This window comes from Arthrobacter sp. SD1074B (assembly GCF_056780195.1).
Map to the genome: position 1 here is coordinate 2,154,497 of NZ_JBRAZT010000001.1, position 25,015 is coordinate 2,179,511.

Below are 25,015 nucleotides of genomic sequence, written 5' to 3' on the forward strand. Positions count from 1 at the left end.
CGCTTAGCCGTTCATTGAGAACCGGCCCCTTGCATGAAAGAGTTATTTCATGACCAATCCCCTGTTGCGCCCCAGCACCCTGCCGTACGGACTGCCGCCTTTCGCTGACATCGAAGCCGAGCACTACTCTGAAGCCGTCGAGGCCGGTCTCGCCGAGCACCTGGCCGAGATCCAGTCGATTGTGGCCGACCCGTGGCCGGCGACCTTCGAAAACACGGCACTGGCGATGGAACGCTCCGGTCAGCTGCTGCAGCGGGCGGCGGCGTCGTTCTTTACGCTGGTCTCCGCGGACGCCTCGGACGCCATCCGTGAGCTGGAGACCCGCCTCTCCCCCGCCTTCTCAGCCCACCAGGATGCGGTGTACCTGAACCGGGGGCTGTTCGAGCGCTTTGCCGCGATCAGCACCGACCGGCTCGACGCGGAATCCTCCCGGCTGGTCGAGGAATACCTCAAGGAGTTCCGCCAGTCCGGCATCCAGCTCGACGCGGCCGGCCAGGAGCGGCTCAAAGCCATCAACGCCGAGCTCTCCACCCTGGGCACCGAGTTCGGCCAACGGGTCAAGGAAGGGATGAAGTCCGCCTCACTGCTGCTGGACGACGCCGCCGAGCTCGCGGGCCTTCCCGCGGACGACGTCGCCAGCGCTGCCGAAGCCGCGCGCACCGCCGGGCACGACGGAAAGTACCTGCTCACCCTGATCCAGCCCAGCAACCAGCCCGCCCTCGCGGCGCTGGAGAACCGGCAGGTGCGGCGCCGGCTCTACGAGGCGTCAATCGGCCGCGGCAGCGGCGGCGGCAGCCTCGACGTGCTGGACCTGGTCAAGGACATGGTCCGCCTCCGCGCCGAGAAGGCCGCCCTGCTCGGCTTCGCCAACTTCGCCGAGCTCAGCGTGGACCAGCAGACCGCCCCCGACTTCGAAGCCGTGCAGGCCATGATGAACCGCCTCGCCCCGGCCGCCGTCCGGAACGCCGACGCCGAGGCCGAGGCCCTGGCGGAGGTGGCCGGCCACCCGCTGGAAGCCTGGGACTGGGCCTACTACTCGGCGCAGGTCAAGCGTGAGCGGTATTCCGTGGACGAGCAGGCGCTGCGCCCTTACTTCGAGCTGGACAGGGTGCTCCGGGACGGTGTGTTCTTCGCCGCCACCGCCCTGTACGGGATCACGTTCCATGAGCGCACCGACCTGGCGGGCTACCACCCGGACGTCCGGGTCTGGGAGGTGAAGAACTCCGACGGCACCGGCCTTGGGCTGTTCCTGGGCGACTACTACACCCGGGAGTCAAAGCGCGGCGGCGCGTGGATGAACTCCCTTGTGGAGCAGTCAGGGCTGCTGAACACCCGGCCGGTGGTGATCAACAACCTCAATATCTCCAAGCCGCCTGCCGGTGAGCCCACGCTGCTGACCCTGGATGAGCTGCGGACCACCTTCCACGAATTCGGCCACGCCCTGCACGGTCTCTTCTCCTCCGTCACGTACCCGCGGTTCGCCGGCACCTCCGTGCCCCGCGACTTCGTCGAGTACCCATCGCAGGTCAACGAGATGTGGATCATGTGGCCGGAGGTGCTGGCCAACTACGCCAAGCACCACGCCACCGGCGAGCCGCTGCCGCAGGAAACCGTGGACAAGCTCAACGACGCGGCCCTCTGGGGCGAGGGCTTCGGCACCACCGAGTACCTTGGCGCGGCGCTGCTGGACCTCGCGTGGCATGTCCTCGATGGCTCCGACATCCCCGAGGACGCGCTGGAATTCGAGGCCAAGGCCCTGGCCGCGGCGGGCGTAGCACACAGCCTGATCCCGCCGCGCTACCGCACCGGCTACTTCCAGCACATCTTCGCCGGGGGCTGGTACGCCGCGGGCTACTACTCGTACATCTGGAGCGAGGTGCTCGACGCCGAAACGGTGGAATGGTTCAAGGAAAACGGCGGCCTGACCCGGGCCAACGGCGACTTCTTCCGGGCGGAGCTGCTTTCCCGGGGCAACAGCCGCGACCCGCTCGCGTCGTTCCGCGCCTTCCGCGGCCGCGACGCCGAACTCGAACCGCTGCTCAAGCGCCGCGGCCTGGACTAACCCTTCATCGATTGCTCCGTCCCCGCCCTTTTGCGGCCCGATAACGGCGGTTACGGAGCAAGCGACGGGAACGCTAACGACGACGGCGGCCGGTCACCTGGGAAGGTGACCGGCCGCCGTCGTCATTGATGCCTTGGCTGTATTACCAGCCGCGCTCGGCGAGGCGGTGCGGCTGCGGGATCTCGTCGACGTTGATGCCCACCATGGCTTCGCCCAGGCCGCGGGAGGCCTTGGCGATGACGTCCGGGTCGTCGAAGAAGGTGGTGGCCTTCACGACGGCGGCGGCGCGCTGGGCCGGGTTGCCGGACTTGAAGATGCCGGAGCCGACGAAGACGCCGTCGGCGCCGAGCTGCATCATCATCGCGGCGTCGGCCGGGGTGGCGATGCCGCCGGCGGTGAACAGCACCACCGGGAGCTTGCCGGTGGAGGCAACTTCCTTGACCAGTTCGTACGGGGCCTGCAGTTCCTTGGCGGCGACGTAGAGTTCGTCCTCGGGCAGGGCGGCCAGCTTCAGGATCTCGGCCCGGATCTGGCGCATGTGGGTGGTGGCGTTGGAGACGTCGCCGGTGCCCGCCTCGCCCTTGGAGCGGATCATGGCCGCGCCTTCGTTGATGCGGCGCAGCGCTTCGCCGAGGTTGGTGGCGCCGCAGACGAAGGGAACCGTGAAGTTCCACTTGTCGATGTGGTTGGTGTAGTCGGCCGGGGTCAGGACCTCGGACTCGTCGATGTAGTCGACGCCGAGGGACTGCAGGACCTGGGCCTCGACGAAGTGGCCGATCCGGGCCTTTGCCATGACCGGCACGGAGACGGCGTCGATGATCTTGTCGATCATGTCCGGATCGCTCATCCGGGACACGCCGCCCTGGGCGCGGATGTCGGCGGGAACGCGTTCCAGCGCCATCACGGCCACGGCACCGGCGTCCTCGGCGATGCGGGCCTGCTCGACGTTGACGACGTCCATGATGACGCCGCCCTTGAGCATCTCCGCCATGCCGCGCTTGACGCGGCTGCTGCCCGTTACGTTCTTGGCGGACGCGCCGGCTTCGCTGCTTACATCAGGTGTAGACACAAAAACCCCTATGGGTAGATAGATGACCTCGCCGGGGCACGGACGGCACGCAGATGAAACTCTCGCATGCAGCGGCTCGCACACACCGGATTACCGGGAACCATTGGCCGGTAAAGCTAATACTAGTCCCCCGCCGCGGCCCGGTTGAATTCCGGTTACGGCACTCAGGCAGCCGGCTCGGCGGGACTCCCCGTGGTCTCTTCCAGCGACTGGCGGTGCACTGAGGCAATGCGCTGCACGACCGTCACGAAGCTGGCCAGGGCGAGCAGGCACAGGGTAGCGAACAGCACCACGGTCGGCAGCCCGATCCCGGTGAAACCGGTGACCACCAGGACGGACACCAGCCGTTCGGCGCGCTCCGCAATACCCACGTTCGCGTGGTAGCCCAGCGCCTCGGCCTTGGCCCGCGCGTAGGACACCACCATGCCCAGCACGAGGCAGACGACGGCGGCGATCGCGATGGGGGTGTCGGCGCCACCGGTGAAGAACCAGATGGCGACGCCGGCGAACAGGGCGCCGTCGGCGACGCGGTCCAGGGTGGAGTCCAGGAAGTTGCCCCAGCGCCCGCCGCGTTCCTGCATCCGGGCCATGATGCCGTCGATGACGTCGGAGAAGATGAACGCCGTGATGAACAGCGTTCCCCACCAGAGCTGGCCCAGGGGGTAGAACACCAGGGCGCCGACCACCACGCCGGCGGTGCCGACGATCGTGACGGCGTCGGGCGAGACACCCACCCGCAGCAGCCAGCGTGCCAGCGGCGAGAACAAGGCGGTGAAGAACCCGCGGGCGTGCTTATTCAGCATCCGCTGCCCCGGACGCCGGCATCCCGGTGGTGTCGGCAGTGTCGGCCGCGTGGCCGTTGCCCTGGGGCCACGCCTCGGCAACCTGCTGCCGCACCTCGCCGAGGGTCTGGGTGATCGCCTTGGTCTGCGCGATGATCGGGAAGAAGTTCCCGTCCCCGCCCCACCGCGGCACCACATGCTGGTGCAGGTGGCCGGCGATGCCGGCCCCGCCGGTAACGCCCTGGTTCATGCCCAGGTTGAAGCCGGTGGGGTTGGCGACCTTGCGCAGCACCCGCATGGCGGTCTGGGTCAGCTCCGCGAACTCTGCGGTCTCCTCGACGGTCAGGTCCGTGTAGTCCGGGATGTGCCGGTAGGGACAGACGAGGAGATGGCCCGGGTTGTAGGGGAAGAGGTTCAGCACGACGTAGCAAAACATCCCGCGATAGACGATCAGCGAATCATCGTCCTCACGTTCGGGCGCGACACAGAACGGGCAGTCGTCCGGGTTCTTGAACTGGTGCTGGCCGCCCTTGATGTACGCCATGCGGTGCGGTGTCCACAGGCGCTGGAAGGCGTCCGGCACCCCGGCCAGGCCAAAGTCGTCGGTCACGCCGTCATCGCCCGGGTAGCCCGGGACAGCGCCTGTGGTCTCCTGCACGCGCTGCTCCCCTAGCTGGTCCGGTTACGTACGGCGTCAACGATCCGCCGGACGGCTTCGGCTACGGGCACGCCGTTGTCCTGGCTGCCGTCGCGGAAGCGGAAGGACACGGCGCCGGCTTCGGCGTCGTCCCCGCCGGCGATCAGCACAAACGGGATCTTGTCCTTGCTGGCGGTTCGGATCTTCTTCGGGAAGCGGTCCGAGGAGATATCCACCTCGGCGCGGATACCGGCAGCCTTAAGCTGGCCGACAACGTCGAACATGTAGTCGTTGAAGGCCTCGGCCACGGGGATGCCGACCACCTGGACGGGAGCCAGCCAGGCCGGGAATGCCCCGGCGTAGTGCTCGGTCAGGACGCCCATAAAACGTTCGATCGAGCCGAAGAGCGCACGGTGGATCATGACGGGACGCTGGCGGGTGCCGTCTGCGGCCTGGAACTCAAGCTCGAAGCGCTCCGGCAGGTTGAAGTCCAGCTGGATGGTGGACATCTGCCAGGTACGGCCGATGGCGTCACGGGCCTGCACCGAGATCTTGGGGCCATAGAAAGCGGCTCCGCCCGGATCGGGGACCAGCTCCAGGCCGGATTCCTGCGCAACCTCGGCGAGGGTCTGGGTGGCTTCGTCCCAGACCTCGTCCGAACCGACGAACTTCTCCGGGTCCTTGGTGGACAGTTCCAGGTAGAAGTCCTCCAGGCCGTAGTCCTTGAGCAGTCCGAGGACGAAGTTGAGGGTCTTGGTGAGCTCGTCCTTCATCTGCTCGCGGGTGCAGTAGATGTGGGCGTCGTCCTGGGTCATGCCCCGGACGCGGGTGAGGCCGTGCACCACGCCGGACTTCTCGTAGCGGTACACCGAACCGAACTCGAAGAGCCGGAGCGGCAGTTCCCGGTAGGAGCGCCCGCGCGAGCGGAAGACCAGGTTGTGCATCGGGCAGTTCATCGGCTTCAGGTAGTAGTCCTGGCCGGGCTTGCGCACGGTGCCGTCCTCGTTCAGTTCCGCGTCGATGTGCATCGGCGGGAACATGCCGTCGCGGTACCAGTCCAGGTGCCCGGAGACCTCGTAGAGATGGCCCTTGGTGATGTGCGGGGTGTAGACGAATTCATAGCCCGCGTCGACGTGGCGCTGGCGGGAGTAGTCCTCCATGGCCTTGCGGATAATGCCGCCCTTGGGGTGGAACACCGGCAGGCCGGACCCCAGCTCGTCGGGGAAGGAGAACAGGTCCAGCTCGGCCCCGAGCTTGCGGTGGTCGCGGCGCTCGGCCTCGGCGATCCGCTCCTGGTAAGCCTTGAGGGCTTCCTTGGTGGGCCAGGCGGTGCCGTAGATGCGCTGCAGCTGCTTGTTCTTTTCGCTGCCGCGCCAGTAGGCCGCCGAGGAGCGGGTCAGGGCGAAGGCGTTGGAGATGAGTTTGGTGTTGGGCAGGTGCGGGCCGCGGCACAGGTCGCACCAGAGCACGGTGCCTTCCTTGCGCTCCACGTTGTCGTAAATGCTCAGCTCGCCGCCGCCCACCTCCACGCTGGAGCCGTCCGCGTCGGAACCGGCACCCTTGAGGCCGATCAGTTCAAGCTTGTACGGTTCGTCCTTCATGGCTTCGCGTGCCTCGTCCTCGGAGACCACCCGGCGGACGAACTTCTGGTTCTGGTTGATGATCTTTTGCATCATCTTTTCCAGCTGACGCAGGTCTTCCGGGGTGAACGGCTCCTCGACGTCGAAATCGAAGTAGAAGCCGTCGGTGATGTAGGGGCCGATGCCGAGCTTGGCGTCGGGACGCAGCTGCTGCACGGCCTGGGCCATCACGTGGGCGGCGGAGTGGCGCAGCACGTTGAGGCCGTCCGGGGAGTCGATGGTGACGCCTTCAATCGTGGCGCCCTCGGGCAGCGGCTGGTCCAAGTCCCTGAGCTCGCCGTTGACGCGGGCCACAACGACGTCGCGGCGCTCAAAAAAGAGTTCCGCGCCGGTGGTCCCGGTAGTCACCTTGGTCTCTTCGCCGTCGACGAGAAGGGTGATCTGCTGGGCATCTGACACGGGTGTCTCCTATTCAAAGTTAAGGCTTCGTAGCTTGTGGCGTACGGGGACCACAGCCAGCCTCATCCATGCTATCCGGTTCCGGATAGGCCAACCAACGCACCCCGCCGCCGGTCAGCCGGTGTTTCGCCGCCGGTTAGCCGGAGAACCCGGTGATGGCCAGGGTCCGGCGGATCCCGTCCAGTGGGCCCGGAACCAGGAGCTCCGGACCGGCCGGAGCGGGGGTTGCAACGCCGCCGGCGGCGGCCCCGGCGGCAGCAGCCGTCCCGGCGGGGGCCGGGTAGGGCAGCGTCTCGGTGCGGCTGAGGTCCCACGCCATCGAGGCGCTGATGCTGATGCCCCGCGGGCCGGTCCGCCGGGTGGTTCCGCGGATCAACAGCAGCCGGGTCCCGAACAACAGCGGACCGGACTGCTCCTGGGCCTCATGGAAGAACACCGAGTCCACGCAGCCGGTTCCGTCGTCGATGCTGATGAACACCACCCGGCGGCCGCCGCGCATCGGCGGTGTCTGGGTGGCCACCCGCACCCCGGCCACAAGCACTTCGGTGCCGTTGCGCAGTCCCAGCAGCTTGTCCGCCGTCGTGACGCCCAGCCGCTCCAGCAGGGGCCGGTGGCTGGCCATCAGGTGCCCGCTGACATCCAGCGCCATCAGGTCCAGTTCAGCGCGGACCGTTTCCACCAGGGTGGGGGCGGGCAGCCCGCCTTTGATGTTTTTGAGCTCGACGTCGCCCAACGGCAAGGCCAGCTGTCCCTCGATGACCCCGGCGCCCTTACGCTGCGGCCGGGCCTGCAACTGCTGCAGGTGCTGGACCAGGTCGGCCCGGTTGGCGGTTCCCCCGGAGGCCCGGCGCAGCGAGTCGAAGGCGCCCAGCTGGGCGAGCCGCTGGATACTCGGCTTGCTGATCCGGGCGCGGGTCCGCAGGTCCGCGAGGGAGTCGTAGGGCTGGCCGGCCACAATCCGCTTCAGCTCGGCACCGGAGAGCCCGAAGATCCCGTTGATGCTCAGCCGGATGCCCAGCTTGCCCCGGTCCGGGCCGTCCTCCACCCGCTCCACCCGGTACTCGGCCTGGCTGCGGTTGATGTCCAGCGGCAGGATGGGGATCCCCAGCCGCCGGGCCTCGGCCACCAGCAGCCGCTTGGGGTACATGCCGGGGTCGTGTTCCCAGAGTCCGGCCAGGAAGGCTTCGGGGTGGTGGGTCTTCAGCCAGGCCGACTGGTAGGTAGGCACGGCGAATGCGGCGCCGTGGGCCTTGCAGAAGCCGAAGCTGCCGAAGGCCTTCAGGGTCCCCCAGACCTTGTCCACCACCTCGGGCGTGTAGTTCCTGGCTTTGGCTTCGCGGCGGAAGAATTCCTCCACCTTGCCTTCCAGTACCTCGTTGCCGAGGGCGCGGCGGAATTCGTCGGCCCGGGCCAGCCCGCAGCCGGTCATCACGTCGAAGGTCTTGAGGATCTGCTCATGGAAGACGGTGACGCCGTGGGTCTCCTGGAGCACCGGTTTGAGGTGCGGGTGCGGGTAGACCTCCGGCGCGAAGCCGTGCCGGTGTTCCAGGAAAGGCCGGACCATGTCCGACTTCATCGGACCGGGCCGGAACAGGGAGATATCAATGATGAGGTCGTTGAATTCCCGGGGCGCCAGCTTGCCGATCAATTCCCGCTGGCCCGGGGACTCGATCTGGAAGCAGCCCAGGGTGTGGGTGCTGCGGATCAGCTCATAGGTGGGTTCGTCATCGAGCGGGACGGCGTTGAGGTCGATCCGGCCGTCCGCGGCGATGTAGTCCGGACCGGCGCCGTCCGGACCCGCCGGGTGCCGGCCGGCCGCCACCACCTCGGCCTTGGACGGGTGCAGCCGGATCACCTCCCGGACGGCGAAGGCCATGGCGCTTTGCATGCGGACGCCGAGGACGTCGAGTTTGAGCATGCCCATCGGGTCCATATCGTGCTTGTCGAACTGGCTCATCGGCAGGCCCAGGCCGCTGGGTTGCACCGGGGTGCGGTCCAGCAGGGTCGCGTCCCCCAGGATGACCCCGCAGGGGTGCATAGAGATGTGGCGGGGCAGCCGGTCCAGCCGCTCGGTCAGGTCCACCAGCAGGTCCAGTTGCTGGTTTTCGGTGAAGTCCCGCTGCTCCACCCGGCCGGCGAATTCCTTCAGCTCCGGTTTCTCCACCAGGGCCTCGCGGAAGTTCCGGGCCGAAAACCGCCACAGCTGCTTGGCGATCTCGTCGATGTCGCCGCCGTCCATGCCCAGGGCCAGGCCGGCGTCGCGGACCGCACCGCGGGCCCGGTAGCCGTTCTGCATGCTCATCAGGGTGACGCGTTCGGAACCGAAGCGCTCAAAAATCTTCCGGTAGACGTTGTGCCGTTCGGCGCTTTCGACGTCGATGTCGATGTCCGGCAAGGTGGCCCGGTCCCGGGAGAGGAAGCGTTCGAAGATGAGGTCGTGCTGCAAGGGATTGACCTGGCTGACATCGATCAGGAAGTTGACCAGGCTGGAGGCACCCGAACCGCGGGCGGCAGCCCGGACGCCCATGTCCAGGATCATCCGGGACACCTCTGCCACGGTCAGGAAGTAGGAGGCAAAGCCCAGGCTGTCGATGATCCGCAGTTCGTGCTGCAGGCGGGCGCGCAGTTCTTCGGCGGGCTTCCCGGCGATCCCGGGGAAGCGGCGGCCGATGCCCGCCTCGCAGCGCTGGGTAAGCTCGGCGAGCGGGTCCCCTGCGATCCCGATCACCGAGGCCTCCGGAACCACCGGCTGCTTCCAGCCCATGTCTGTGACCGGATCCATCCGGCAGCGGTCCGCGAGCGCCTCGGTGTGTGCCAGCAGGCTCTTGAGGTCCGCGGCGCCGTATCCGGCGGCGTGCATGATTTCCTGGCCCAGCCGCAGCATCTGCGCGGTGGATTTCAGCCAGCCCTGCCCGTTGGGTTGCAGCAGCGGCGCGGCGGAGAGCTCAGGCAGGGATTTCAGCGTCCGGGCGGAGTCCAGCACGTCCGCCGTCGCGGCCCCGTCCTGGGCGCAATACCGCACGGCGTTGCTCAGCACCGCGGGAACGGCGTGTTCCGCGGCAAGTTTGAGCATCCGCACCGCATGGGCCGTGCTCACCGGCTCACCGGGCGGACTGAGCTGGGAGACGACCTCGGCGGCCAGGGTTCCGGCGGGCATGGCGTCCAGCCAGCGTTTGAAGAGCGTGCGGGGGCGCAGGTAGCGCCGGCCTCCCATGGCGCGGCCGACGTCGGAGTCAGGGCCGATCAGCACGGTCAGGACCGGTTCCTGGGTTTGCGGATCGAGGGCGCGGGAGGCCAGTTCCGCCCGGGTCACGGCGACGGGCACCGTTCCGCCGGCCTTGCCCGTGGTGCGGGCATGGGCGTCGGAGACCAGCCGGCAGAGCGCCCGGTAGCCGGCGCCGTGGTTCTGGCCGTGTGCCAGTACGACGACGCGCCCGCCGAGCTGGGTGCGGTGGTCGCCGTCGTCGTCAAAGACCGCCAGGTCCACCCCAACGATCGCGTCCAGGCCCTCCGCCATGCAGGCCTTGAGGTGCTTGACCGTGCCGTAGAGTCCGTCGCGGTCCGTGCAGGCGAGCGCCGTGGCCCCGTCCGCGGCGGCGGCAGCGGCCAGTTCCTCCGGCCAGGACACCCCGTAGTGGGCGCTGAAAGCGGTGGAAACGTGCAAATGGGTGAAGCTCATGCCGTTTCGGGCTTCCGGGCGGCGTGCAGGGCGTCGTGGATCCGCAGCAGCCGCCAGCGGCCGCTGCCCAGATGCCGGCTCAGGTCAAGGGTGAGTGTCAGCTCCGGGTTGCCGGCATCCCGGACCTGGACACGCCAGATCTCGTGGTCCACCAGCCCGGGGCCGCCGCCCAACGGGGCCCGCTGTTCCTCGGCCCACCATTGGCGCCGCTCAAACCAGCGGAGCGGTTCGGCGCAGACGTCGTAGTGCCGCCCGGCCCAGTCCAGGGACAGAGGCTGGCCTTCCGGGGTGCAGGCAACGTCCACCGACTCGCTGAACATCCCCATGTGTTGCCTCCCCTACGCGCTGACCTCCATCCAGGACCCTGAGATTCTTATCGAAGCTTTAGGTCGAAGGATCCTGATGAGTATTCGAATATATCTTCGAACAATTCAAGTCTACGCCGGGCCCGGGACAAAACCTAGATGGGGGTGGACGGACGCAGGCGCAGGTAGCAGGATTGAGCTATGAGCTCCCACAGCGCACTCCTGAAGCACGTCAGCATCGCCGCCAAGGATTCAACCTTGGTGGCGACGTTCGATATAGACGGGAATATTCCGAGTTCCGGTGCCTACGTGGTGGGCCTCGTGGCCGCCACTGCGGACCACTCGCACCAGCGCCGGATGGAAATCGAGTTCATGAACGGCGAGGCCGTGTCCTTTTTCTGCTTCAGCCATGACGGCACGGAGGAGAACTTTGACCTCAAGGGTGTCGAACACTCCGGCAACACCATCACGGGGAACTTTCCGCTCAGCACGGTGATGGGGTTGACCAAGGGCCATCTGATGACGGCGTACAGCGACTGCGAGGGCCGGGACTACCAGGCCAACGTGCCGGTCGAGGAGTCGCTCTAGCCGGGAAGTCGCCCAGGGGAACCCGCTCCGGCCCTTAGCTGCTGGCTTTGTAGACGTCCAGCTCGAGCCTGATGAAGGCGTCGATCATGGCCTTGTAGGTCTGCTCGACGATTCCAGTGTCGATGTCCTTCTGCTCCGCCGTGGCCTTGACGTGTTCGAGGACCCGCTCCACCCGGCCGGGGGCGCGGACCTCGGCGCTGTCCGCCTTGAGGGTGCCGGCGATCCGGATCAGCCGTTCACGCCGGCCGATCAGCGCGACAATCTGCTCGTCCACTTCGTCGACGGCCACCCGCACGGCTGCGAGCTGTTCCTTGTCGGCCTGGGCGTCTTTCGCGTCACGGTGATGTGTGGACATGTCCATGACAGTATCGAAAGATGCAACCACGAGTCGACTTCATCTCATTGGGTGTCCGCAGCGTTGATGCCTCGCGCAGCTTCTACGTTGAGGGCCTCGGCTGGCCCGTCCACCGGGAAGTTCCCGGCGAGGTCATCTTCCTGCAGGCCAACCACGGGCTCATCCTCTCCCTCTGGGACGCGGGGCAGATGCAGGCCGAGGCGGCCACCGACCCCCCGGCCGGCGTTCCCTGCATTACCCTCAGCCACAACGTGGGCAGCGCCGACGCGGTGGACAAGACAATGCTGCAGGCGGAGGCTGCCGGCGCCGCCGTGGTGGCCGCGCCCAGGACCCAGCCGTGGGGCGGCTACACCGGCTACTTCGCCGACCCGGACGGCTTCCGCTGGGAGGTCGCCTTCAACCCCACCTGGACGGTCGACGACGGCGGCAAGGTTACGGTCTAGGCTCCCGCTTTCCCGGGCCTTGCTCCGCGCGCGTGCCCTGGAAGAGGCTGCCGACCGGCTCGATCAGCTCCGGGGAATCGTTTTTGACATTCCCGACGGCCGTGCCGACGGCGTCGATCCTCCAGCCCTCGGCGACGTCGTGCGCGCCGGCCCGGACCAGGCCCACGAGGGCGGCGGCGTCCCCGGCCTGCGGGTCCAGCCAGGCCTCCATGGTCTGCCGGTCCATCGGCAGCGGGACCCGGTCGTGCAAGGCCGTCAGTTCCGCCAGCATGCCGTCCGCATAGCCCTCCGGCGGGGAATCGGTGGTCAGGATCGACGTCGAGAGCAGCCAGCGCTCCGGGTCCCCTTCGGCCTTTGACGGGTCCTTCCACCATTCATAGAGCCCGGCGAACACCACCGGTCTTTCGTCCTTCGGGTGCACGTAGTACGGCTGCTTGCCGCGGCCCTCGCCCTTCCACTCGTAGTAGCCGTCCGCCGGCACGGCACAGCGCCGGGACCGGGTGGCCTTCCGGAACGCCGGCTTCTCCAGTACGCTCTCGCTGCGCGCGTTGATCATCTTCGACCCGATGCCGGGGTCCTTGGCCCAGGACGGCACGAGTCCCCAGCGGGCAACATGCAGCTGCCGCACCGGCGCCCCGTCCACCAGCCGCTCCAGCAGGATCGGCACGTCAGCGGTCGGCGCGACGTTCCAGGACGGCGGAATCACGATCTCTTCTTCCAGTTCGGCGTCGAACTCGGCCAGCAGGTCTCCGACGGCCCGGGCCATCACGTAGCGTCCACACATGGCACCAGCATGCCACCGCACCCCAACCCTGTCATCCGGCACGGCCCGCCCGGGCAACCGGCACAGCCCGCCAGGGCAACCGGAAACATGCGGGCTCGCGCCGCGGGAATAGCGGGCTGCGGGTTACGGTTATTGGGAGTGACGTACGACTTTTGTCAGCAACCGGCGCTCTGAACCAGCACCGCCAACGAGCCCTGAGGAGAACTTCGTGGACTTCACCCCCGAATCCGGCACCATCACCATGTTTTCGACAACGTGGTGCGGTTACTGCAACCGCCTGAAGAAGCAGCTGGACGCCCAGGGCATTGGTTACACCGAGATCAACATCGAAGAAGTTGAAGGCACCGCGGACCTCGTGGAAAAGCTCAACGGCGGCAACCGCACGGTCCCCACCGTGCTCTTCCCGGACGGCACCGCCGCCACCAACCCCTCCGCGGCCGAGGTCAAGAGCCGCCTCGCGGCCTAGCCGACTGTTTCAAGACACCCCCAAACCACTTGCGGCGTGGACTCCCGGCTAATCCCAGGAGCCCGCGCCGCGCCGCTTCCGCCAGGCAGCGGTATTGAAAGGAGCCAGCCCCATGGTCCACGAAGTCAAAGGCGCAGTAGTCCGTTCCAAGAACGCACCCGTCACCCTGGAGACCATCCTGGTCCCGGACCCCGGACCCGGCGAGGCCCTGGTCGATATCCTCACCTGCGGTGTCTGCCACACCGACCTGCACTATAAGCAGGGCGCCATCAACGACGATTTCCCGTTCCTGCTTGGCCACGAGGCCACCGGCGTGGTCAGCGCCGTGGGCCCCGACGTCACCGAGGTCGCCCCCGGTGACCGGGTGGTGCTGAACTGGCGCGCCGTCTGCGGCGAATGCCGGGCCTGCCGCCGCGGCGAGCCGCAGTACTGCTTTAACACGCACAACGCCACGCAAAAAATGACGCTGGCGGACGGCACCGAACTCACCGCGGCGCTGGGCATCGGTGCCTTTGCCGAGAAGACCCTCGTCGCCGCCGGCCAGTGCACCAAGGTGGACCCAGACGCCGACCCCGCCGCGATCGGCCTGCTGGGCTGCGGCGTGATGGCCGGCATCGGCGCGGCCATCAACACCGGAAACGTCAAGCGCGGCGATTCCGTCGCCGTCATCGGCTGTGGCGGCGTGGGCGTAGCGGCCGTGGCCGGTGCCGCACTCGCTGGCGCCACCACCGTGATCGCGGTCGACATCGACCCGAAGAAGCTCGAACGTGCCAAGGAACTCGGCGCCACGCACACGGTGGACTCCTCCGCCGTCGACCCGGTAGAGGCCATCCGCGAACTGACCGGCGGCTTCGGCGCCGATGTGGTCATTGACGCCGTCGGACGTCCGGAAACGTACAAGCAGGCGTTCTACGCCCGCGACCTCGCCGGCACCGTGGTCCTGGTGGGCGTACCCAGCCCCGACATGACCCTGGAACTGCCGCTCCTGGACGTCTTCGGCCGCGGCGGATCGCTCAAGTCCTCCTGGTACGGCGACTGCCTGCCCTCCCGCGACTTCCCAATGCTGATCGACCTCTACCGGCAGGGAAAGCTGGACCTGGACGCCTTCGTCACGGAGCGCATCACGATCGAGCAAATCGAGGAAGCCTTCGAGAAGATGCATTCCGGCTCGGTGCTGCGTTCCGTGGTCGAACTGTGAGCGGCCTGCGGATTGAGCAGCTGGTCACTTCGGGCACGTTCTCGCTCGACGGCGGCACTTGGGACGTCGACAACAACGTCTGGATCGTTGGCAATGACGCCGAATGCGTGGTGATCGATCCGGCCCACGACGCCGCTGCCATCGCGGCGGGAGTCGCCGGCCGGAAAGTCACAGCCATCCTGCTCACCCACGGCCATGACGACCACATCGCCGCGGTGGGCGAATTCCGCGGCCTGGTCAACGCACCGGTCTACTTGAACAGGGAAGACTGGATGCTGTGGGAGCGGGTCTTCCCTGGAACCGAGCCGGACCACGGCATCGACGACGGCGAGACGTTCGACGTCGCCGGCGCGCGGCTGGTAGCCCTCCACACCCCGGGCCACTCCCCCGGCTCGGTCAGCTTCCAGCTGGAGAGCGAGGGCACCGTCTTCACCGGCGACACGCTGTTCCAGGGCGGCCCGGGCGCCACCGGCCGGTCCTTCAGCGACTTCCCGACCATCATCGAATCCATCACATCCCGGCTGCTGACGCTGCCCGCGGACACGGTGGTGCGCACCGGACACGGCGATTCGACGACGATCGGCGCCGAGGCACCGCAGCTGCAGGAATGGATCAAGCGGGGACACTGACGCCCTAACCGTTCAGCCATGTGCTGGCCCCGTCCGCAATGCGCGGACGGGGCCAGTCTCCGTTCGGCTAGATGTGCCTCAGGTATCTCTGCGGCGATGCGAGGAATGAGCGCCAGTTGGCCACCAGGTCCAGCTCTTCCCAAGCCCGGGGCCGTAAGCCGACCGAATCGGACTGCGGCCGCCCGGCACTCCCGTACTAGGCTGTGGGCCCATGAGCACATTCCCGAGCATGGATCCGGGCATCTTTGCGGCGGATCTGAAGGCGCAATGCGAGGCATTCCTCGACGAGCACCGGGCCGCCCTGCACGACTGCCTGGACGGATTGAGCGAGGAGGAGGCCCGGGCCTCCCTGGTCCCCTCGCGCACGACGCTGCTGGGGCTGGTCAAGCACGCCACGTTCGTGGAGAAGGTCTGGTTCGACGAGGCCATCACACGCCGGAGCCGGCAGGAGATCGGCATACCGGCGACCCCGGACGAATCCTTCGTCCTGCACGACGGGGACAGCATCGGAAGCGTCCAGGCCGCCTACCAGCTGGCCTGCGCGGAGTCACGCGGCCGCACCGCGCCGCTGGGACCGGACGAGCCGGTCACCGGAAACCGCCGCGGGCCGCTGCCCCTGAGGTGGGTCTATCTGCACATGCTGCGGGAACTCGCCCAGCACTGCGGGCACGCCGACATCCTGCGCGAGCAGCTCCTCGCGGCGCGCACCAACAGTTGAGTCCGACGCTAGCCCTGCAGGTCGGCGAAGTCCCCGTTCTGCAGGGCTGCGTACCGCCCGTAGGCGGCCAGCACGGCCGCCTCGACGGCCTCCACGTCCATGCCCGGCACCAAGTCATCGGCTGCGCCCGCCGTCACCGGGTCCCAGTCCAGGCCCAGCGCCGCGTAGCTGGCCTCGAGCACGGCCCTGATCGGCGCGGAGTTCTCCACGATGATCACCGAGCTGAACAGCCAGCCGCCGGAGACCACGCGCTGGGCGGTGCCGATCAGTTTGATCCGGTGCTGCGGTACCTGCGGATCCTGCCCGTGCACGCTGAACTCCCCCGGGCAGTACTCACCGGGGATCTCTCCGACGGCCGCCTCCACGCCGGCGTCGCGCAGTGCTTGCGCCAGCAGTTCGCCGAAGAAGGAGAACCGTCCCTTCGCACCCGCGATCGCGTCCGCGTGCGGCTCCAGGTGGTCGATCACCAGGGTCCCCTCGTGGTACGCGGCGGCCCGGCCTCCGGCTTTCCGGACAAGCGGCTCGAACCCGAGTTCCCGGCAGGCCCGCGCGGCGGCGTCGAAACCGGGCAGGTGCGTGTCGCGCTGGCCGAAGGCCACGGTGGGCGCGGGCCGGTAAAGCCGCAGCATGGGTCCCAGCGCGCCGGTCTTCACGCGCTGCAGCAGCTCCAGGGCGAGGTCCAGGTCTGCCGCGGCGCCGAGCGAGTGCTCCTGCCGGAACACCGTCAAGGTGCGGGGTCCGGCCGCGGCCTGCTGCATTTTGTTATGCTCCCTTATGCTCATTCTGCAATTCCTGGTGGTAGCCGCTGCGTTCGCCGCCATCGACGCCGTCTGGCTCAAGTCGATGAACAAGTTCTACCGCCGGCACCTTGGCCACCTGATGGCGGACAAGCCCCATCTAGGGTACGCCGTGGTGTTCTACGTGCTGTACATCGCCGGGATTGTCTTTTTCGCCCTCCGCCCGGCGCTCGACGGCGGCAGCTGGCTGACCGCGCTGGGGTACGGCGCCGCGCTGGGCGGCTTCGCGTACGCGACCTACGACCTCACCAATGCCGCGACGCTGAAGAACTGGCCGCTGGCGATCGTCGTGGCGGACATCGCGTGGGGCGCGTTCCTGACCGGCCTGGCCACTACCGTCGGCTGGCTTGTCTTCCACTGACCGCCCGGCCGGCCTGCCTCTGCGTTGACTAGCTTTTGCGCAACGTCAGGATCTGCTCGGCCCGCCCGAAGGGACCCTGCAGGTCATGCAGCACCGTGGAGGTCAGGCCGATGCCGTCCGTGCCGAACGAGACCTCGTTGTCCAGTCCCAGCCACTCCCCTTCCGGCCGCCGGTACATGTGGATCTGCAGGTCCAGGTTGGGGAAGGCGTAGCTGCCCTTGCCCGGCGGAACCCGCGCGGCAATCCCGTTGGCCGTGTCCACCAGCCCAATCAGCCGGGCCAGGTCGCTGCTGTCGGCCCGGTCCGTGAGCGGGTGGTCGGTGTGCAGCCAGACGGTCCCGGACCCGGCCCGGTGGCCCTCGGCGATCCGCATTGTGAGCGAGGCGATGTAGCCGCCGGGCCAGACGGCGGCGGCGTCGTAGGGCTCGCAGTCTTCCGGGGCGGGGATCCGGGGGTCTTCGAAGGCGGCAATGGCGGAGGTATCGGAGGTGATGATCCGCCAGGCCGTCGCCCGGATGGCCACGCGGCCGCCGGCCACGAGTTCGGCCTGCAGCAGTTCGATGGTCCGTCCGGGGCGCAGCGTGGTGGTGGTGACCTCAAACTCGCCGCCGGGGATAAGGCCCAGGATCTCGTAGCTGATCCGCGCCATCCGCATGTCGTCCCGCGGTTCGTGCCGGGCCAGGGCGTCGGCCATGATGCCTGACGCCGGCGCCATGTGCTGCTCGTGCGCGTTCCAGGCACCCTGGGCGTGGATGGTGGAGCGGAACCGCCCGTCCCCCAGCATTTCGTAGTAAAAATCGCCTTCGGCCAGCACCGGTAGTTCTGCAGTCAACGTCGACCCTTTCGCAGCATCGTTCAGAGAATCCCACCCACCCTATCGCTTGCGGCCGCCGCAGCTTCAGCGTGCCGTTCCGGCGGGGCCACCGGGGGCGGCGCCGGAACGGCACCGCCCCCGGGGGCGGCACGGGCACTCCCCGGCCCGCATTGTTCCCATCAGTTCCGCACGACTGGGTAGACTCGGGATCAGGTTTACCCCCACTATTCTGCGAAGAGGTGCTCCCCCTGATCCGAGTTATCAGCTACAACCTCCGCAAACACAAGGCCAGCGGCGAACTGACGGCCCTGGCCAGCGGCTACGAGATTGATGCGCTCTGCCTCCAGGAGTGCGACACGGAAGACCTGCCCGAGAGCATCGGCGACCTCCACCTCGCCGACGCCACGCGGGGCAACCGCCTGGGCCTAGCCATCTACTACCGCAAGGACCGTTTCACCGCGTACGAGACCAAGACGTTCGCGCTGAAGAAGTCGCTGCACGACCGGGTGCTTGCGCCGGCCCACGAGCGCCTCATCGGCACCAGAGTGGTCGACAACGAGACGGACCACGACCTCGTCATCGCGTCCTTCCACGCGGCGCCCCTGACAGCGTCGAACTCGCTGCGCCGGAACCAGATCCACGCCGCGCATGCGGAACTGCTGAGCATGGGCGGCGGGCTGATGACGCTGATGGTGGGAGACTTCAACTACCCGTTCTTCACCAAGTACCTCACCGAGCAGATGAAGGACGCCGGCTACGAGCTCTCGCTCAGCGACCGGCGGACCTACACGCGGTACAAGGTCTTCAAGGGCCACTTCGACTTCGCCACCTCCCAGGGCCTCATGATCGAAAACGTCGAAACGCTGCCGCGCGGCGCGTCCGACCACCTGCCCATCCTCATCTCCGCGGAGTACGGCCAGGACGCCCCGGGGATGCCCGGCGAGGCCACGCCGGGCTGACCGCCGCCTGGCCGGCTTCCACCGCCCGACGGACGAGCGGGCCGGTTCTTAAGCGTTTCTTAAGGGGCTCAGGGAAGAGTGGGTGACGACGCGTTTCCGCGTTATCACCCTAAACCGGAGGACTCCATTGGCTGGACCCGCCCCTGACCACCGCAGTGCAACACCCCGCCCAGCCGGGGAGCGCCCTGCTGCCCCGCCACGGTTCTGGGCCCTCCCCCAGCTCCGGCACTGGCTGCCGGCCGGCACCCTGCTCTGCGCTGCCGTCATCGGGCTGGGACTGGCGGTGCAGCTGGTACCCGGCGATACCGCCGCTGAGCTGGGCGTGGACCAAAGCCTGAGCCGGCAGCACGCCGCGGCGCTGACCGCCGTGGCGATGGGCATCAACGTACTCTTCGGCCCGGTGGCCGGCCTGGCGCTGATCGGCGCCATCGCCACGTACCTCTGGCTGATCCGCCGCGACCTGGTCAGGGCCGTGGCTTTCGGCTTGGCGGCCTGCTCCGGCTGGGTGGCCAGTGAAGCCTTTAAGCTCTTGATCGGCCGGCAACGGCCCGACCCGAAGCTGCTCTTCGATCCGCTCGCCCCGGAGACCGGTTCCAACAGCTTCCCCAGCGGCCACGTCTCCTTCGCCGCCGCACTCGCCTTCGCGCTGTATTTCCTGGCCCGGGGTACCCGCTGGGCAAAGGCCGCCGCCCTCGCCGGCGCAGCCCTGGCGCTCGTTGTGGCCTGGTCGAGGCTGTATGTCGGGGTTCATTACCCCACCGACGTCGCCGCTTCCTTCCTCGCCGCAGGCGCCTCGGTGGTCCTGCTCGCCGGCATGTGGAACCGTTTCGCGCCCAGACTGGTGGAACGCCTGCCGTCCGGCTCAATCCCGCGTTCGAACCGATCCTGAGGACGTGACTGTGCACAGCATCCCTATCCCGGGACTGGTCCCGGCCCTGGCGGCCGCGGCCGGAACCCCCTCCCTGCTGGACCCGGCCAGCCTGCTCGCAGGACTGGGGCCTGCCGCGCTGGGCGTCATCGCCGCCATGGTGTTCGTCGAATCCGGGCTACTCTTCCCGTTCCTGCCGGGTGATTCGTTGCTCTTTACGGCCGGACTCCTGCACCAGCAGCTGCAGCTGACGCTGCCGGTATTGATCGGCATCGTCACCGCAGCGGCGGTCGCCGGAGACCAGGTCGGCTACATGCTGGGGCGCACTTTCGGGCGGCGCTGGTTCAAAGATGATGCCAAGGTGCTGAAGACGGCCCACCTGGCCACTACGGAGGACTTCTTCCGCCGCCACGGCGGGGCCGCCGTCGTGCTGGCCCGGTTCGTGCCGATGGTCAGGACGTTCGCACCACTGACCGCCGGCATCGGCCGCTACGGGTACCGGTCGTTCACCCTCTGGAACATCGTCGGAGCCCTGGCCTGGGCGACGTCGGTCATCTTGCTGGGCACCTGGCTGGGCCACTACGAGATCATCGCCAAGAACATTGACGTCATCGCCGTGGTGATGGTCCTTGCCTCCGTCCTGCCCGGGGCAATTCAGTTCCTCAGGCGCCGGCGACGCCACCGCGGCGCCGCCGCCGGGACCGGCGACGCCGTGGCCGGCGGAACCGGCCACGACACGGCCGACCGCGTACCGGCGGGGGAACCGGCCGCGGAAGAATAGGCGGCATGACACTCCCTGACGGCCCGTCCCTGCTGCTCGTCGAAGACGACCCCGTCCTGGGCCCACTCATCGCCGAACTGCTGGAGCGGGACTACCGGGTCCGGCTGGTCGCCAACGGGCAGGACGGGCTCCGGCTGGGGCTGACGGAGGCCTGGGATGTGATGGTCATCGACCGCGGGCTGCCCGTGCTGGACGGGATCGCCGTGATCGCGGCCCTGCGGTCCAAGGGCATCTCCACACCCATCCTGATCCTGACGGCGCTGGGCGCCCCGGACGAGAAAGTACGGGGACTGGACGCGGGCGCCAATGACTATGTGACCAAGCCGTTCGACGCCGGCGAACTGGCCGCGCGGTTGCGCGCCCTGACGCGCACCTACACCTTGCCGGCCGCGACCGTGAGCCTCGGCGACTGGGAGCTCGACCCGGCGTCGCGCTCGGTCCGCTCCATCTACGGCGGCCGGGTTTCCCTGACGGCAAAGGAAGCCGAAGTGCTTGCTGCCCTTGCCGCCGACCCCGGCAGGGTCTTCACCCGCATCGAACTGCTCGCCAGCTTCTTCCACCCCACGGACCAGCCCGGCGTGATCGATACTTATGTCCACCACCTCCGCCGGAAAATCTCCAGGTCGGTGATCCGCACCGTGCATGGTGTCGGCTATCAGATCGGCGACGCCCGTGACTAAGGGAGAACATGACTAAGGGATCGCTGCCGGGCGGCACGCCGGACCAGTCCACCCTCCGCAAGGCCTCCCTGAAGGTGGCCGTGCGGGTCACCGCCGCCTGTGCTGTGATGGTGTTCTGCCTCCTCGCCGTCGCCGCCGTCTATCTGATGAACAAACTGGCGCAGCCGGAGCTGCCACCCCCCGCAGCTGCCGGGACGTACGCCTATCTGGATTCCAGGGACCTGCTGGAGGCAATGATCGTTGCCGGAGCAGCGGGCATCGTGTTGGCCGGCCTCGTCGGCTGGCTCAGTGCGCGCAGCGCCATCCGCCCGCTGGGAGAGGCGCTGGCCCGGCAGCGCCGGTTTGTCCAGGATGCCAGCCATGAGCTGCGCACACCACTGGCCATCCTGGACACCCGGATCCAGCTCGCACAGCGCGACGTCGTCCCGGATTCCCGGCCGGGGCGGAACCTGGCCAGGATCCGCGAGGATGCGGCCACGCTGACCGGAATCGTCAACGAACTGTTGCTGGCCGCGACGGCGGCCGCCCCGGATCCCGGGACCGAGCCTGTGGAGCTGGCCGACGTCGCCGCTTCCGTCGCCGAGAGCCTGCAGCAACTGGCGGGGGAAAACGACGTCGCGCTGGAGTTCGCCGCCACAGCCCGGCCGCGGGCCAGGATTGAGCCGAACGCCCTGCGCCGGGCCGTGCTGGCGCTGGCGGACAACGCGCTGGCCCACACGCCGCCCGGCGGCCGGGTCACGATTTCAACTGCTGCGCAGGATGACCAGGCCATCATCGGCGTCGCGGATACCGGTCCCGGGATCACCGGCGTGGACCGGGACCGGATTTTCGACCGGTTCGTCAGGACCGCCAGCCCGGACGGGGCCCGGGGAGAGCGGGGGTTCGGCATCGGGCTGTCCCTGGTGCGTGAGATTGCCATGGCGGCGGGCGGTTCGGTCGAGGTGGCCCGGACCGGGGCCGACGGAACGCTCATGCGGATCGTCCTGCCCGCGGCCGGGACCGGCGCGCGGTGACATTCCTGTCCCTGGCGCTGATCGCCGTGGTGGCTCTGGCCGGACCCCTGCTCGCACTGCCGGTGCGCTGGCGCCTGCCGGTGGTCCTGGGGGAACTGCTGGCGGGTGTGCTGATCGGGCGGACCGGGCTCGGGCTGGTCGATCCGGATGACCACACCTTCAGCCTGCTGGCGAACATCGGCTTCGCGTTGATGATGTTCGTCGCCGGAACGCATGTGCCGGTGAGGGATCCCCTGATCCGCACGGCGCTGGGGAAGGGCCTGAGCCGGGCAGCGCTGGCGGCCGGTGCGGCTGTGGTGGTCGGAACCGGCATGGGCCTGGCCTTCGGCACCGGTCATGCACCGCTCTACGTGGTGCTGCTGGCCTCCTCATCCGCCGCACTGGTCCTTCCGATCGTCGACTCCCTGCGCCTGGGCGGACCCCAGGTGACCGCCATGACAGCCCAGGTGGCCCTCGCCGACATCGCCTGCATCGTCGCATTGCCCCTGGCCGTGGACCCGCCGAACGCCGGCCGCGCCGCCGTCGGGGCGCTCGCAGTGGGGGCAGCGGCCGTGGCGCTCTTCCTCGCGCTGCGTTCGCTGGAACGCAGCGGCACCCGCCAGCGCATGCACCGCCTCTCCGAGGAACGGAAATTCGCCCTCGAACTGCGGATCCAGCTGGCCTTGCTCTTTGCGCTGGCCGCATTGGCCAGTTTTGGCCACGTTTCCGTCATGCTGGCCGGCTTCTCGTTCGGCCTGGTGGTAGCGGCCGTCGGCGAACCGAGACGCCTGGCTCGGCAACTCTTCGCCGTCAGCGACGGCTTCCTCGGCCCCGTCTTTTTTGTGTGGCTGGGCGCCTCCTTGAACCTGCGCGACCTCGCCGGCCACCCGGACATGGTGGTGCTGGGGCTGGCCCTGGGGACCGGGGCCGTACTGCTCCATGCCGCCCTGCGGGCGGTGGGCCTCCCGCTGCCGCTGGGTGTCCTCTCGGCGGCCCAACTGGGCGTACCGGTGGCAGCTGCCAGCATCGGCACGCAGCTCCACGTGCTGCTGCCGGGAGAAGACGCCGCGCTGCTCCTGGGGGCGGTGGTCACGATGGCCGCCAGTGCTGCCGCCGGATCGCGGGCCGGCAAGGCCTTCGCCCAACCGCCCGATGCCGGCAACGCCAACCGCTGAAAGTGCCGCACGGAGGGGCTCGAGGGAATCTCCGATCCGCCCGGCCGGCCGACGTAGAATCGAGCATGGAACCCGCCAGCTCGTCGGCAGCCCGGAACTAAGCCGGGCCCCGTGCGCCGCCGATGGACCGGAAGCATGCCGCCCGGGCTCACGATTGTCCTCGGCTACCGGCGTTCCTGGCTGAAGTCCGACCTGGCCGCGGGGGCCGCCCTGAGTGCCGCCCTGATCCCGGCCGGCATGGCCTACGCCGAAGCGTCCGGCCTGCCGGCGGTCTCGGGCCTTTATGCCTCGGTCATCCCCTTGCTGGTGTACGCCGTCTTCGGACCGTCCCGGGTGCTGATCGTCGGTCCGGACTCGTCCCTGGCGCCGATGATCGCGGCAGCGATCCTGCCCCTGGCGGCCGGGAACCCCGGGCACGCCGTGGCCCTGGCCGGAGTGTTGTCGCTGCTCATCGGCGCGGTCCTGATTGGTGGCCGGTTCCTTAAGCTCGGTTTTGTCACCGGTCTGCTGTCCAAGCCCATCCGGGTCGGCTACTTGAACGGCATCGCCCTCGTGGTGGTCGCCAGCCAGCTGCCCAAGCTGCTTGGCATCCCGGCCAACGCCGGTTCACTTGACGGCAGCCTGGCCGGAGCAGCCCGGGCACTGCTCCAGGGCACCGCGAATCCGGTGGCAGTGCTGTTCGGCGCCGGCACCATCGGGGTCATTCTCGGCTGCCGGGCCCTGCCGTGGAAGGTGCCCGGTGTGCTGCTGGCCGTGCTGGCGTCCATGGCGGTCACCGCCGCGGCCGGGCTCAGCGGGGCCGTTCCGGTGGTGGGCGCCCTCCCGGCGGGGCCCCCAGTGCCTGCCCTGGGCAGCGTCCGGCCTGAGGAAGCCCTCGCCCTGCTCGGCCCGGCGGCCGGCATCGCGCTGATAGCCTTCGCGGACACCTCGGTGCTCTCCACCAGCCTCGCACGCCGGCGCGGCGCCCATGTCAACGGGGACCAGGAAATGGGGGCGCTTGGCTTCGCCAATGCAGCCTGCGGACTGTTCGGCGGTTTCCCGGTCTCCGGCAGCGCCTCCCGCACCCCGATCGCCCTCGAAGCCGGAGCGCGGAGCCCCCTTAGCGGCGTGATCGCGGCGGCACTGGTGGTGCTGTTCATGCTCGCCGCGCCCGGTGTCACGGCGTTCCTGCCCTCCAGCACCCTGGCCGCCGTCGTCATCGTTGCCGCGGCCTCGATCATTGACGTCCGGACCCTTCTCCGGCTCATCCGCATGAGCCGGACCGAATCCGCGTTGCTCCTCGCAACGTTCCTCGGTGTCGCCTTCGTCGGCGTCCTGGAGGGCGTGGTGGTCGCGATCGCGCTTTCCCTGATCGCCTTCGTCCTGCGCGCCTGGGATCCGTACCGCACGGAGCTGGCCAGTGTCGACGACATGCCCGGCTATCACGACCTCAGCCGGCACCCGGAAGGCCACCGGGTGCCGGGCCTTGTCATTGCCCGCTTCGACGCCCCGCTGTTTTTCGCCAACGGGGCGGTGTTTGCCGAGCACATCCGTACGCTCGTGTCGCAGGCCCCCGCTCCGGTGCGCTGGGTGGTGGTGGCCTCGGAGGCCATCACCGACCTCGACACCACGGCCCTCGATGACCTCGTGGAACTCGATGACGAGCTCGCCCGGAAAGGCATCAGCCTGGTCTTCGCCGAGATGAAAGGCCCCATCAAGGACCGTCTGATCCGCTTCGGTGTCAGCAGCCGGTTCGGCCCGGACCACTTCTTCCCCACCGTGCACAACGCCGTGCGCTCCTACCGCAGGGAATTCGGGCTGCCGTGATGTGGCCGGAGAGTGCCGCCGTTGCCCG

The 25,015-nt window shown here is 68.4% G+C and carries 25 protein-coding genes; 15 read left to right on the top strand and 10 right to left on the bottom strand.

Annotation, left to right across the window (positions count from 1 at the left end; translation table 11 throughout):
- Nucleotides 1-49: 49 nt before the first annotated feature.
- Nucleotides 50-2,062, top strand: coding sequence for a M3 family metallopeptidase (locus tag ACUYM2_RS09940; protein ID WP_481599910.1), 2,013 nt, complete (start codon nucleotides 50-52; stop codon nucleotides 2,060-2,062).
- Between the two features lie 142 nt (nucleotides 2,063-2,204).
- Here ACUYM2_RS09940 and pdxS read toward each other — a convergent pair whose 3' ends face one another.
- From pdxS to ACUYM2_RS09970, 6 genes are all read right to left on the bottom strand, one after another.
- Nucleotides 2,205-3,131 (bottom strand): pyridoxal 5'-phosphate synthase lyase subunit PdxS, encoded by a 927-nt coding sequence (pdxS, locus tag ACUYM2_RS09945; RefSeq protein ID WP_481599911.1) that lies wholly within the window; start codon nucleotides 3,129-3,131, stop codon nucleotides 2,205-2,207.
- A 164-nt stretch (nucleotides 3,132-3,295) separates the two neighbouring features.
- Complete coding sequence (pgsA, locus tag ACUYM2_RS09950) at nucleotides 3,296-3,934, bottom strand: phosphatidylinositol phosphate synthase (protein ID WP_481599912.1); 639 nt, start codon at nucleotides 3,932-3,934, stop codon at nucleotides 3,296-3,298.
- Nucleotides 3,924-4,571: an HIT family protein gene (locus ACUYM2_RS09955; RefSeq protein ID WP_481599913.1), complete on the bottom strand. Its 648-nt coding sequence runs from the start codon at nucleotides 4,569-4,571 to the stop codon at nucleotides 3,924-3,926. The genes pgsA and ACUYM2_RS09955 overlap by 11 nt, the downstream gene beginning before the upstream one ends.
- 11 nt (nucleotides 4,572-4,582) lie before the next feature.
- The gene (gene thrS / locus ACUYM2_RS09960; RefSeq protein ID WP_481599914.1) at nucleotides 4,583-6,589 is read right to left on the bottom strand and encodes a threonine--tRNA ligase; all 2,007 of its coding nucleotides are present in this window, start codon (nucleotides 6,587-6,589) and stop codon (nucleotides 4,583-4,585) included.
- Nucleotides 6,590-6,725: 136 nt separating this feature from the next.
- A complete protein-coding gene (locus ACUYM2_RS09965) occupies nucleotides 6,726-10,268 on the bottom strand; it encodes a DNA polymerase III subunit alpha (RefSeq protein WP_481599915.1) in 3,543 nt (1,180 codons plus the stop codon).
- Nucleotides 10,265-10,594 (bottom strand): DUF6504 family protein, encoded by a 330-nt coding sequence (locus ACUYM2_RS09970; RefSeq protein WP_481599916.1) that lies wholly within the window; start codon nucleotides 10,592-10,594, stop codon nucleotides 10,265-10,267. Before ACUYM2_RS09970 ends, ACUYM2_RS09965 begins: the two co-directional genes overlap by 4 nt.
- A gap of 180 nt (nucleotides 10,595-10,774) precedes the next feature.
- Between ACUYM2_RS09970 and ACUYM2_RS09975 the strand changes: the two genes are divergently transcribed.
- Complete coding sequence (locus ACUYM2_RS09975; RefSeq protein ID WP_481599917.1) at nucleotides 10,775-11,161, top strand: hypothetical protein; 387 nt, start codon at nucleotides 10,775-10,777, stop codon at nucleotides 11,159-11,161.
- Nucleotides 11,162-11,195: 34 nt separating this feature from the next.
- On the opposite strand, the gene ACUYM2_RS09980 is transcribed toward ACUYM2_RS09975, so the two are convergent.
- A complete protein-coding gene (locus ACUYM2_RS09980; RefSeq protein WP_481599918.1) occupies nucleotides 11,196-11,522 on the bottom strand; it encodes a chorismate mutase in 327 nt (108 codons plus the stop codon).
- 14 nt (nucleotides 11,523-11,536) lie between these two features.
- Between ACUYM2_RS09980 and ACUYM2_RS09985 the strand changes: the two genes are divergently transcribed.
- On the top strand, nucleotides 11,537-11,959 hold the full coding sequence (locus tag ACUYM2_RS09985) for a VOC family protein (RefSeq protein ID WP_481599919.1): 423 nt from the start codon (nucleotides 11,537-11,539) through the stop codon (nucleotides 11,957-11,959).
- Here the strand turns inward: ACUYM2_RS09985 and ACUYM2_RS09990 are convergent.
- Nucleotides 11,949-12,743 (bottom strand): SOS response-associated peptidase, encoded by a 795-nt coding sequence (locus ACUYM2_RS09990; protein WP_481599920.1) that lies wholly within the window; start codon nucleotides 12,741-12,743, stop codon nucleotides 11,949-11,951. The two genes, ACUYM2_RS09985 and ACUYM2_RS09990, sit on opposite strands and share 11 nt — an antisense overlap.
- Before the next feature lie 208 nt (nucleotides 12,744-12,951).
- Here ACUYM2_RS09990 and ACUYM2_RS09995 point away from each other — a divergent pair, with 208 nt between their 5' ends.
- The 4 genes from ACUYM2_RS09995 (at nucleotide 12,952) to ACUYM2_RS10010 (ending at nucleotide 15,754) form a co-directional block, all read left to right on the top strand.
- Nucleotides 12,952-13,209 carry a mycoredoxin gene (locus ACUYM2_RS09995; protein WP_024367105.1) on the top strand — a complete coding sequence of 86 codons (258 nt, stop codon included), beginning with the start codon at nucleotides 12,952-12,954 and terminating at the stop codon, nucleotides 13,207-13,209.
- A gap of 112 nt (nucleotides 13,210-13,321) precedes the next feature.
- Nucleotides 13,322-14,407 carry an S-(hydroxymethyl)mycothiol dehydrogenase gene (locus ACUYM2_RS10000; protein WP_481599921.1) on the top strand — a complete coding sequence of 362 codons (1,086 nt, stop codon included), beginning with the start codon at nucleotides 13,322-13,324 and terminating at the stop codon, nucleotides 14,405-14,407.
- Nucleotides 14,404-15,036, top strand: a complete 633-nt coding sequence (locus ACUYM2_RS10005; protein ID WP_481599922.1) for an MBL fold metallo-hydrolase — start codon at nucleotides 14,404-14,406, stop codon at nucleotides 15,034-15,036. Before ACUYM2_RS10000 ends, ACUYM2_RS10005 begins: the two co-directional genes overlap by 4 nt.
- Before the next feature lie 211 nt (nucleotides 15,037-15,247).
- Nucleotides 15,248-15,754: a DinB family protein gene (locus ACUYM2_RS10010; RefSeq protein ID WP_481599923.1), complete on the top strand. Its 507-nt coding sequence runs from the start codon at nucleotides 15,248-15,250 to the stop codon at nucleotides 15,752-15,754.
- A gap of 8 nt (nucleotides 15,755-15,762) precedes the next feature.
- Here ACUYM2_RS10010 and ACUYM2_RS10015 read toward each other — a convergent pair whose 3' ends face one another.
- Complete coding sequence (locus ACUYM2_RS10015; RefSeq protein WP_481601462.1) at nucleotides 15,763-16,512, bottom strand: lipoate--protein ligase family protein; 750 nt, start codon at nucleotides 16,510-16,512, stop codon at nucleotides 15,763-15,765.
- 16 nt (nucleotides 16,513-16,528) lie between these two features.
- On the opposite strand from ACUYM2_RS10015, the gene ACUYM2_RS10020 reads away from it, so the two are divergent.
- Nucleotides 16,529-16,912, top strand: coding sequence for a DUF2177 family protein (locus tag ACUYM2_RS10020; RefSeq protein WP_346960719.1), 384 nt, complete (start codon nucleotides 16,529-16,531; stop codon nucleotides 16,910-16,912).
- A gap of 28 nt (nucleotides 16,913-16,940) precedes the next feature.
- Here the strand turns inward: ACUYM2_RS10020 and ACUYM2_RS10025 are convergent, their stop codons facing one another.
- Nucleotides 16,941-17,744, bottom strand: a complete 804-nt coding sequence (locus ACUYM2_RS10025) for a thioesterase family protein (RefSeq protein ID WP_481599924.1) — start codon at nucleotides 17,742-17,744, stop codon at nucleotides 16,941-16,943.
- 233 nt (nucleotides 17,745-17,977) lie between these two features.
- Between ACUYM2_RS10025 and ACUYM2_RS10030 the strand changes: the two genes are divergently transcribed.
- The 7 genes from ACUYM2_RS10030 to ACUYM2_RS10060 all read left to right on the top strand — a co-directional run bounded on the left by ACUYM2_RS10030 (nucleotide 17,978) and on the right by ACUYM2_RS10060 (nucleotide 24,987).
- On the top strand, nucleotides 17,978-18,685 hold the full coding sequence (locus ACUYM2_RS10030) for an endonuclease/exonuclease/phosphatase family protein (RefSeq protein ID WP_481601463.1): 708 nt from the start codon (nucleotides 17,978-17,980) through the stop codon (nucleotides 18,683-18,685).
- A 127-nt stretch (nucleotides 18,686-18,812) separates the two neighbouring features.
- Nucleotides 18,813-19,574 (top strand): phosphatase PAP2 family protein, encoded by a 762-nt coding sequence (locus ACUYM2_RS10035; protein ID WP_481599925.1) that lies wholly within the window; start codon nucleotides 18,813-18,815, stop codon nucleotides 19,572-19,574.
- A 4-nt stretch (nucleotides 19,575-19,578) separates the two neighbouring features.
- Nucleotides 19,579-20,334, top strand: a complete 756-nt coding sequence (locus ACUYM2_RS10040; RefSeq protein WP_481599926.1) for a VTT domain-containing protein — start codon at nucleotides 19,579-19,581, stop codon at nucleotides 20,332-20,334.
- A 5-nt stretch (nucleotides 20,335-20,339) separates the two neighbouring features.
- The gene (locus ACUYM2_RS10045; protein ID WP_481599927.1) at nucleotides 20,340-21,014 is read left to right on the top strand and encodes a response regulator transcription factor; all 675 of its coding nucleotides are present in this window, start codon (nucleotides 20,340-20,342) and stop codon (nucleotides 21,012-21,014) included.
- 8 nt (nucleotides 21,015-21,022) lie between these two features.
- Entirely contained in the window at nucleotides 21,023-22,027 is a 1,005-nt protein-coding gene (locus ACUYM2_RS10050) for a sensor histidine kinase (RefSeq protein ID WP_481599928.1), read from the top strand.
- Nucleotides 22,024-23,181, top strand: a complete 1,158-nt coding sequence (locus ACUYM2_RS10055; protein WP_481599929.1) for a cation:proton antiporter — start codon at nucleotides 22,024-22,026, stop codon at nucleotides 23,179-23,181. The genes ACUYM2_RS10050 and ACUYM2_RS10055 overlap by 4 nt, the downstream gene beginning before the upstream one ends.
- Nucleotides 23,182-23,316: 135 nt before the next feature.
- Nucleotides 23,317-24,987 (top strand): SulP family inorganic anion transporter, encoded by a 1,671-nt coding sequence (locus ACUYM2_RS10060; RefSeq protein WP_481599930.1) that lies wholly within the window; start codon nucleotides 23,317-23,319, stop codon nucleotides 24,985-24,987.
- Nucleotides 24,988-25,015 lie beyond the last annotated feature (28 nt).

Bases quoted from the DNA above. Each gene is read 5' to 3' on its own strand.
- ACUYM2_RS09940 (WP_481599910.1), top strand. From the start codon at position 50: ATGACCAATCCCCTGTTGCGCCCCAGCACCCTGCCGTACGGACTGCCG.
- pgsA (WP_481599912.1), bottom strand. From the start codon at position 3,934: ATGCTGAATAAGCACGCCCGCGGGTTCTTCACCGCCTTGTTCTCGCCG.
- ACUYM2_RS09965 (WP_481599915.1), bottom strand. From the start codon at position 10,268: ATGAGCTTCACCCATTTGCACGTTTCCACCGCTTTCAGCGCCCACTAC.
- ACUYM2_RS09970 (WP_481599916.1), bottom strand. From the start codon at position 10,594: ATGGGGATGTTCAGCGAGTCGGTGGACGTTGCCTGCACCCCGGAAGGC.
- ACUYM2_RS09975 (WP_481599917.1), top strand. From the start codon at position 10,775: ATGAGCTCCCACAGCGCACTCCTGAAGCACGTCAGCATCGCCGCCAAG.
- ACUYM2_RS09980 (WP_481599918.1), bottom strand. From the start codon at position 11,522: ATGGACATGTCCACACATCACCGTGACGCGAAAGACGCCCAGGCCGAC.
- ACUYM2_RS09985 (WP_481599919.1), top strand. From the start codon at position 11,537: ATGCAACCACGAGTCGACTTCATCTCATTGGGTGTCCGCAGCGTTGAT.
- ACUYM2_RS09990 (WP_481599920.1), bottom strand. From the start codon at position 12,743: ATGTGTGGACGCTACGTGATGGCCCGGGCCGTCGGAGACCTGCTGGCC.
- ACUYM2_RS10000 (WP_481599921.1), top strand. From the start codon at position 13,322: ATGGTCCACGAAGTCAAAGGCGCAGTAGTCCGTTCCAAGAACGCACCC.
- ACUYM2_RS10010 (WP_481599923.1), top strand. From the start codon at position 15,248: ATGAGCACATTCCCGAGCATGGATCCGGGCATCTTTGCGGCGGATCTG.
- ACUYM2_RS10015 (WP_481601462.1), bottom strand. From the start codon at position 16,512: ATGCAGCAGGCCGCGGCCGGACCCCGCACCTTGACGGTGTTCCGGCAG.
- ACUYM2_RS10020 (WP_346960719.1), top strand. From the start codon at position 16,529: ATGCTCATTCTGCAATTCCTGGTGGTAGCCGCTGCGTTCGCCGCCATC.
- ACUYM2_RS10045 (WP_481599927.1), top strand. From the start codon at position 20,340: ATGACACTCCCTGACGGCCCGTCCCTGCTGCTCGTCGAAGACGACCCC.
- ACUYM2_RS10050 (WP_481599928.1), top strand. From the start codon at position 21,023: ATGACTAAGGGATCGCTGCCGGGCGGCACGCCGGACCAGTCCACCCTC.
- ACUYM2_RS10060 (WP_481599930.1), top strand. From the start codon at position 23,317: ATGCCGCCCGGGCTCACGATTGTCCTCGGCTACCGGCGTTCCTGGCTG.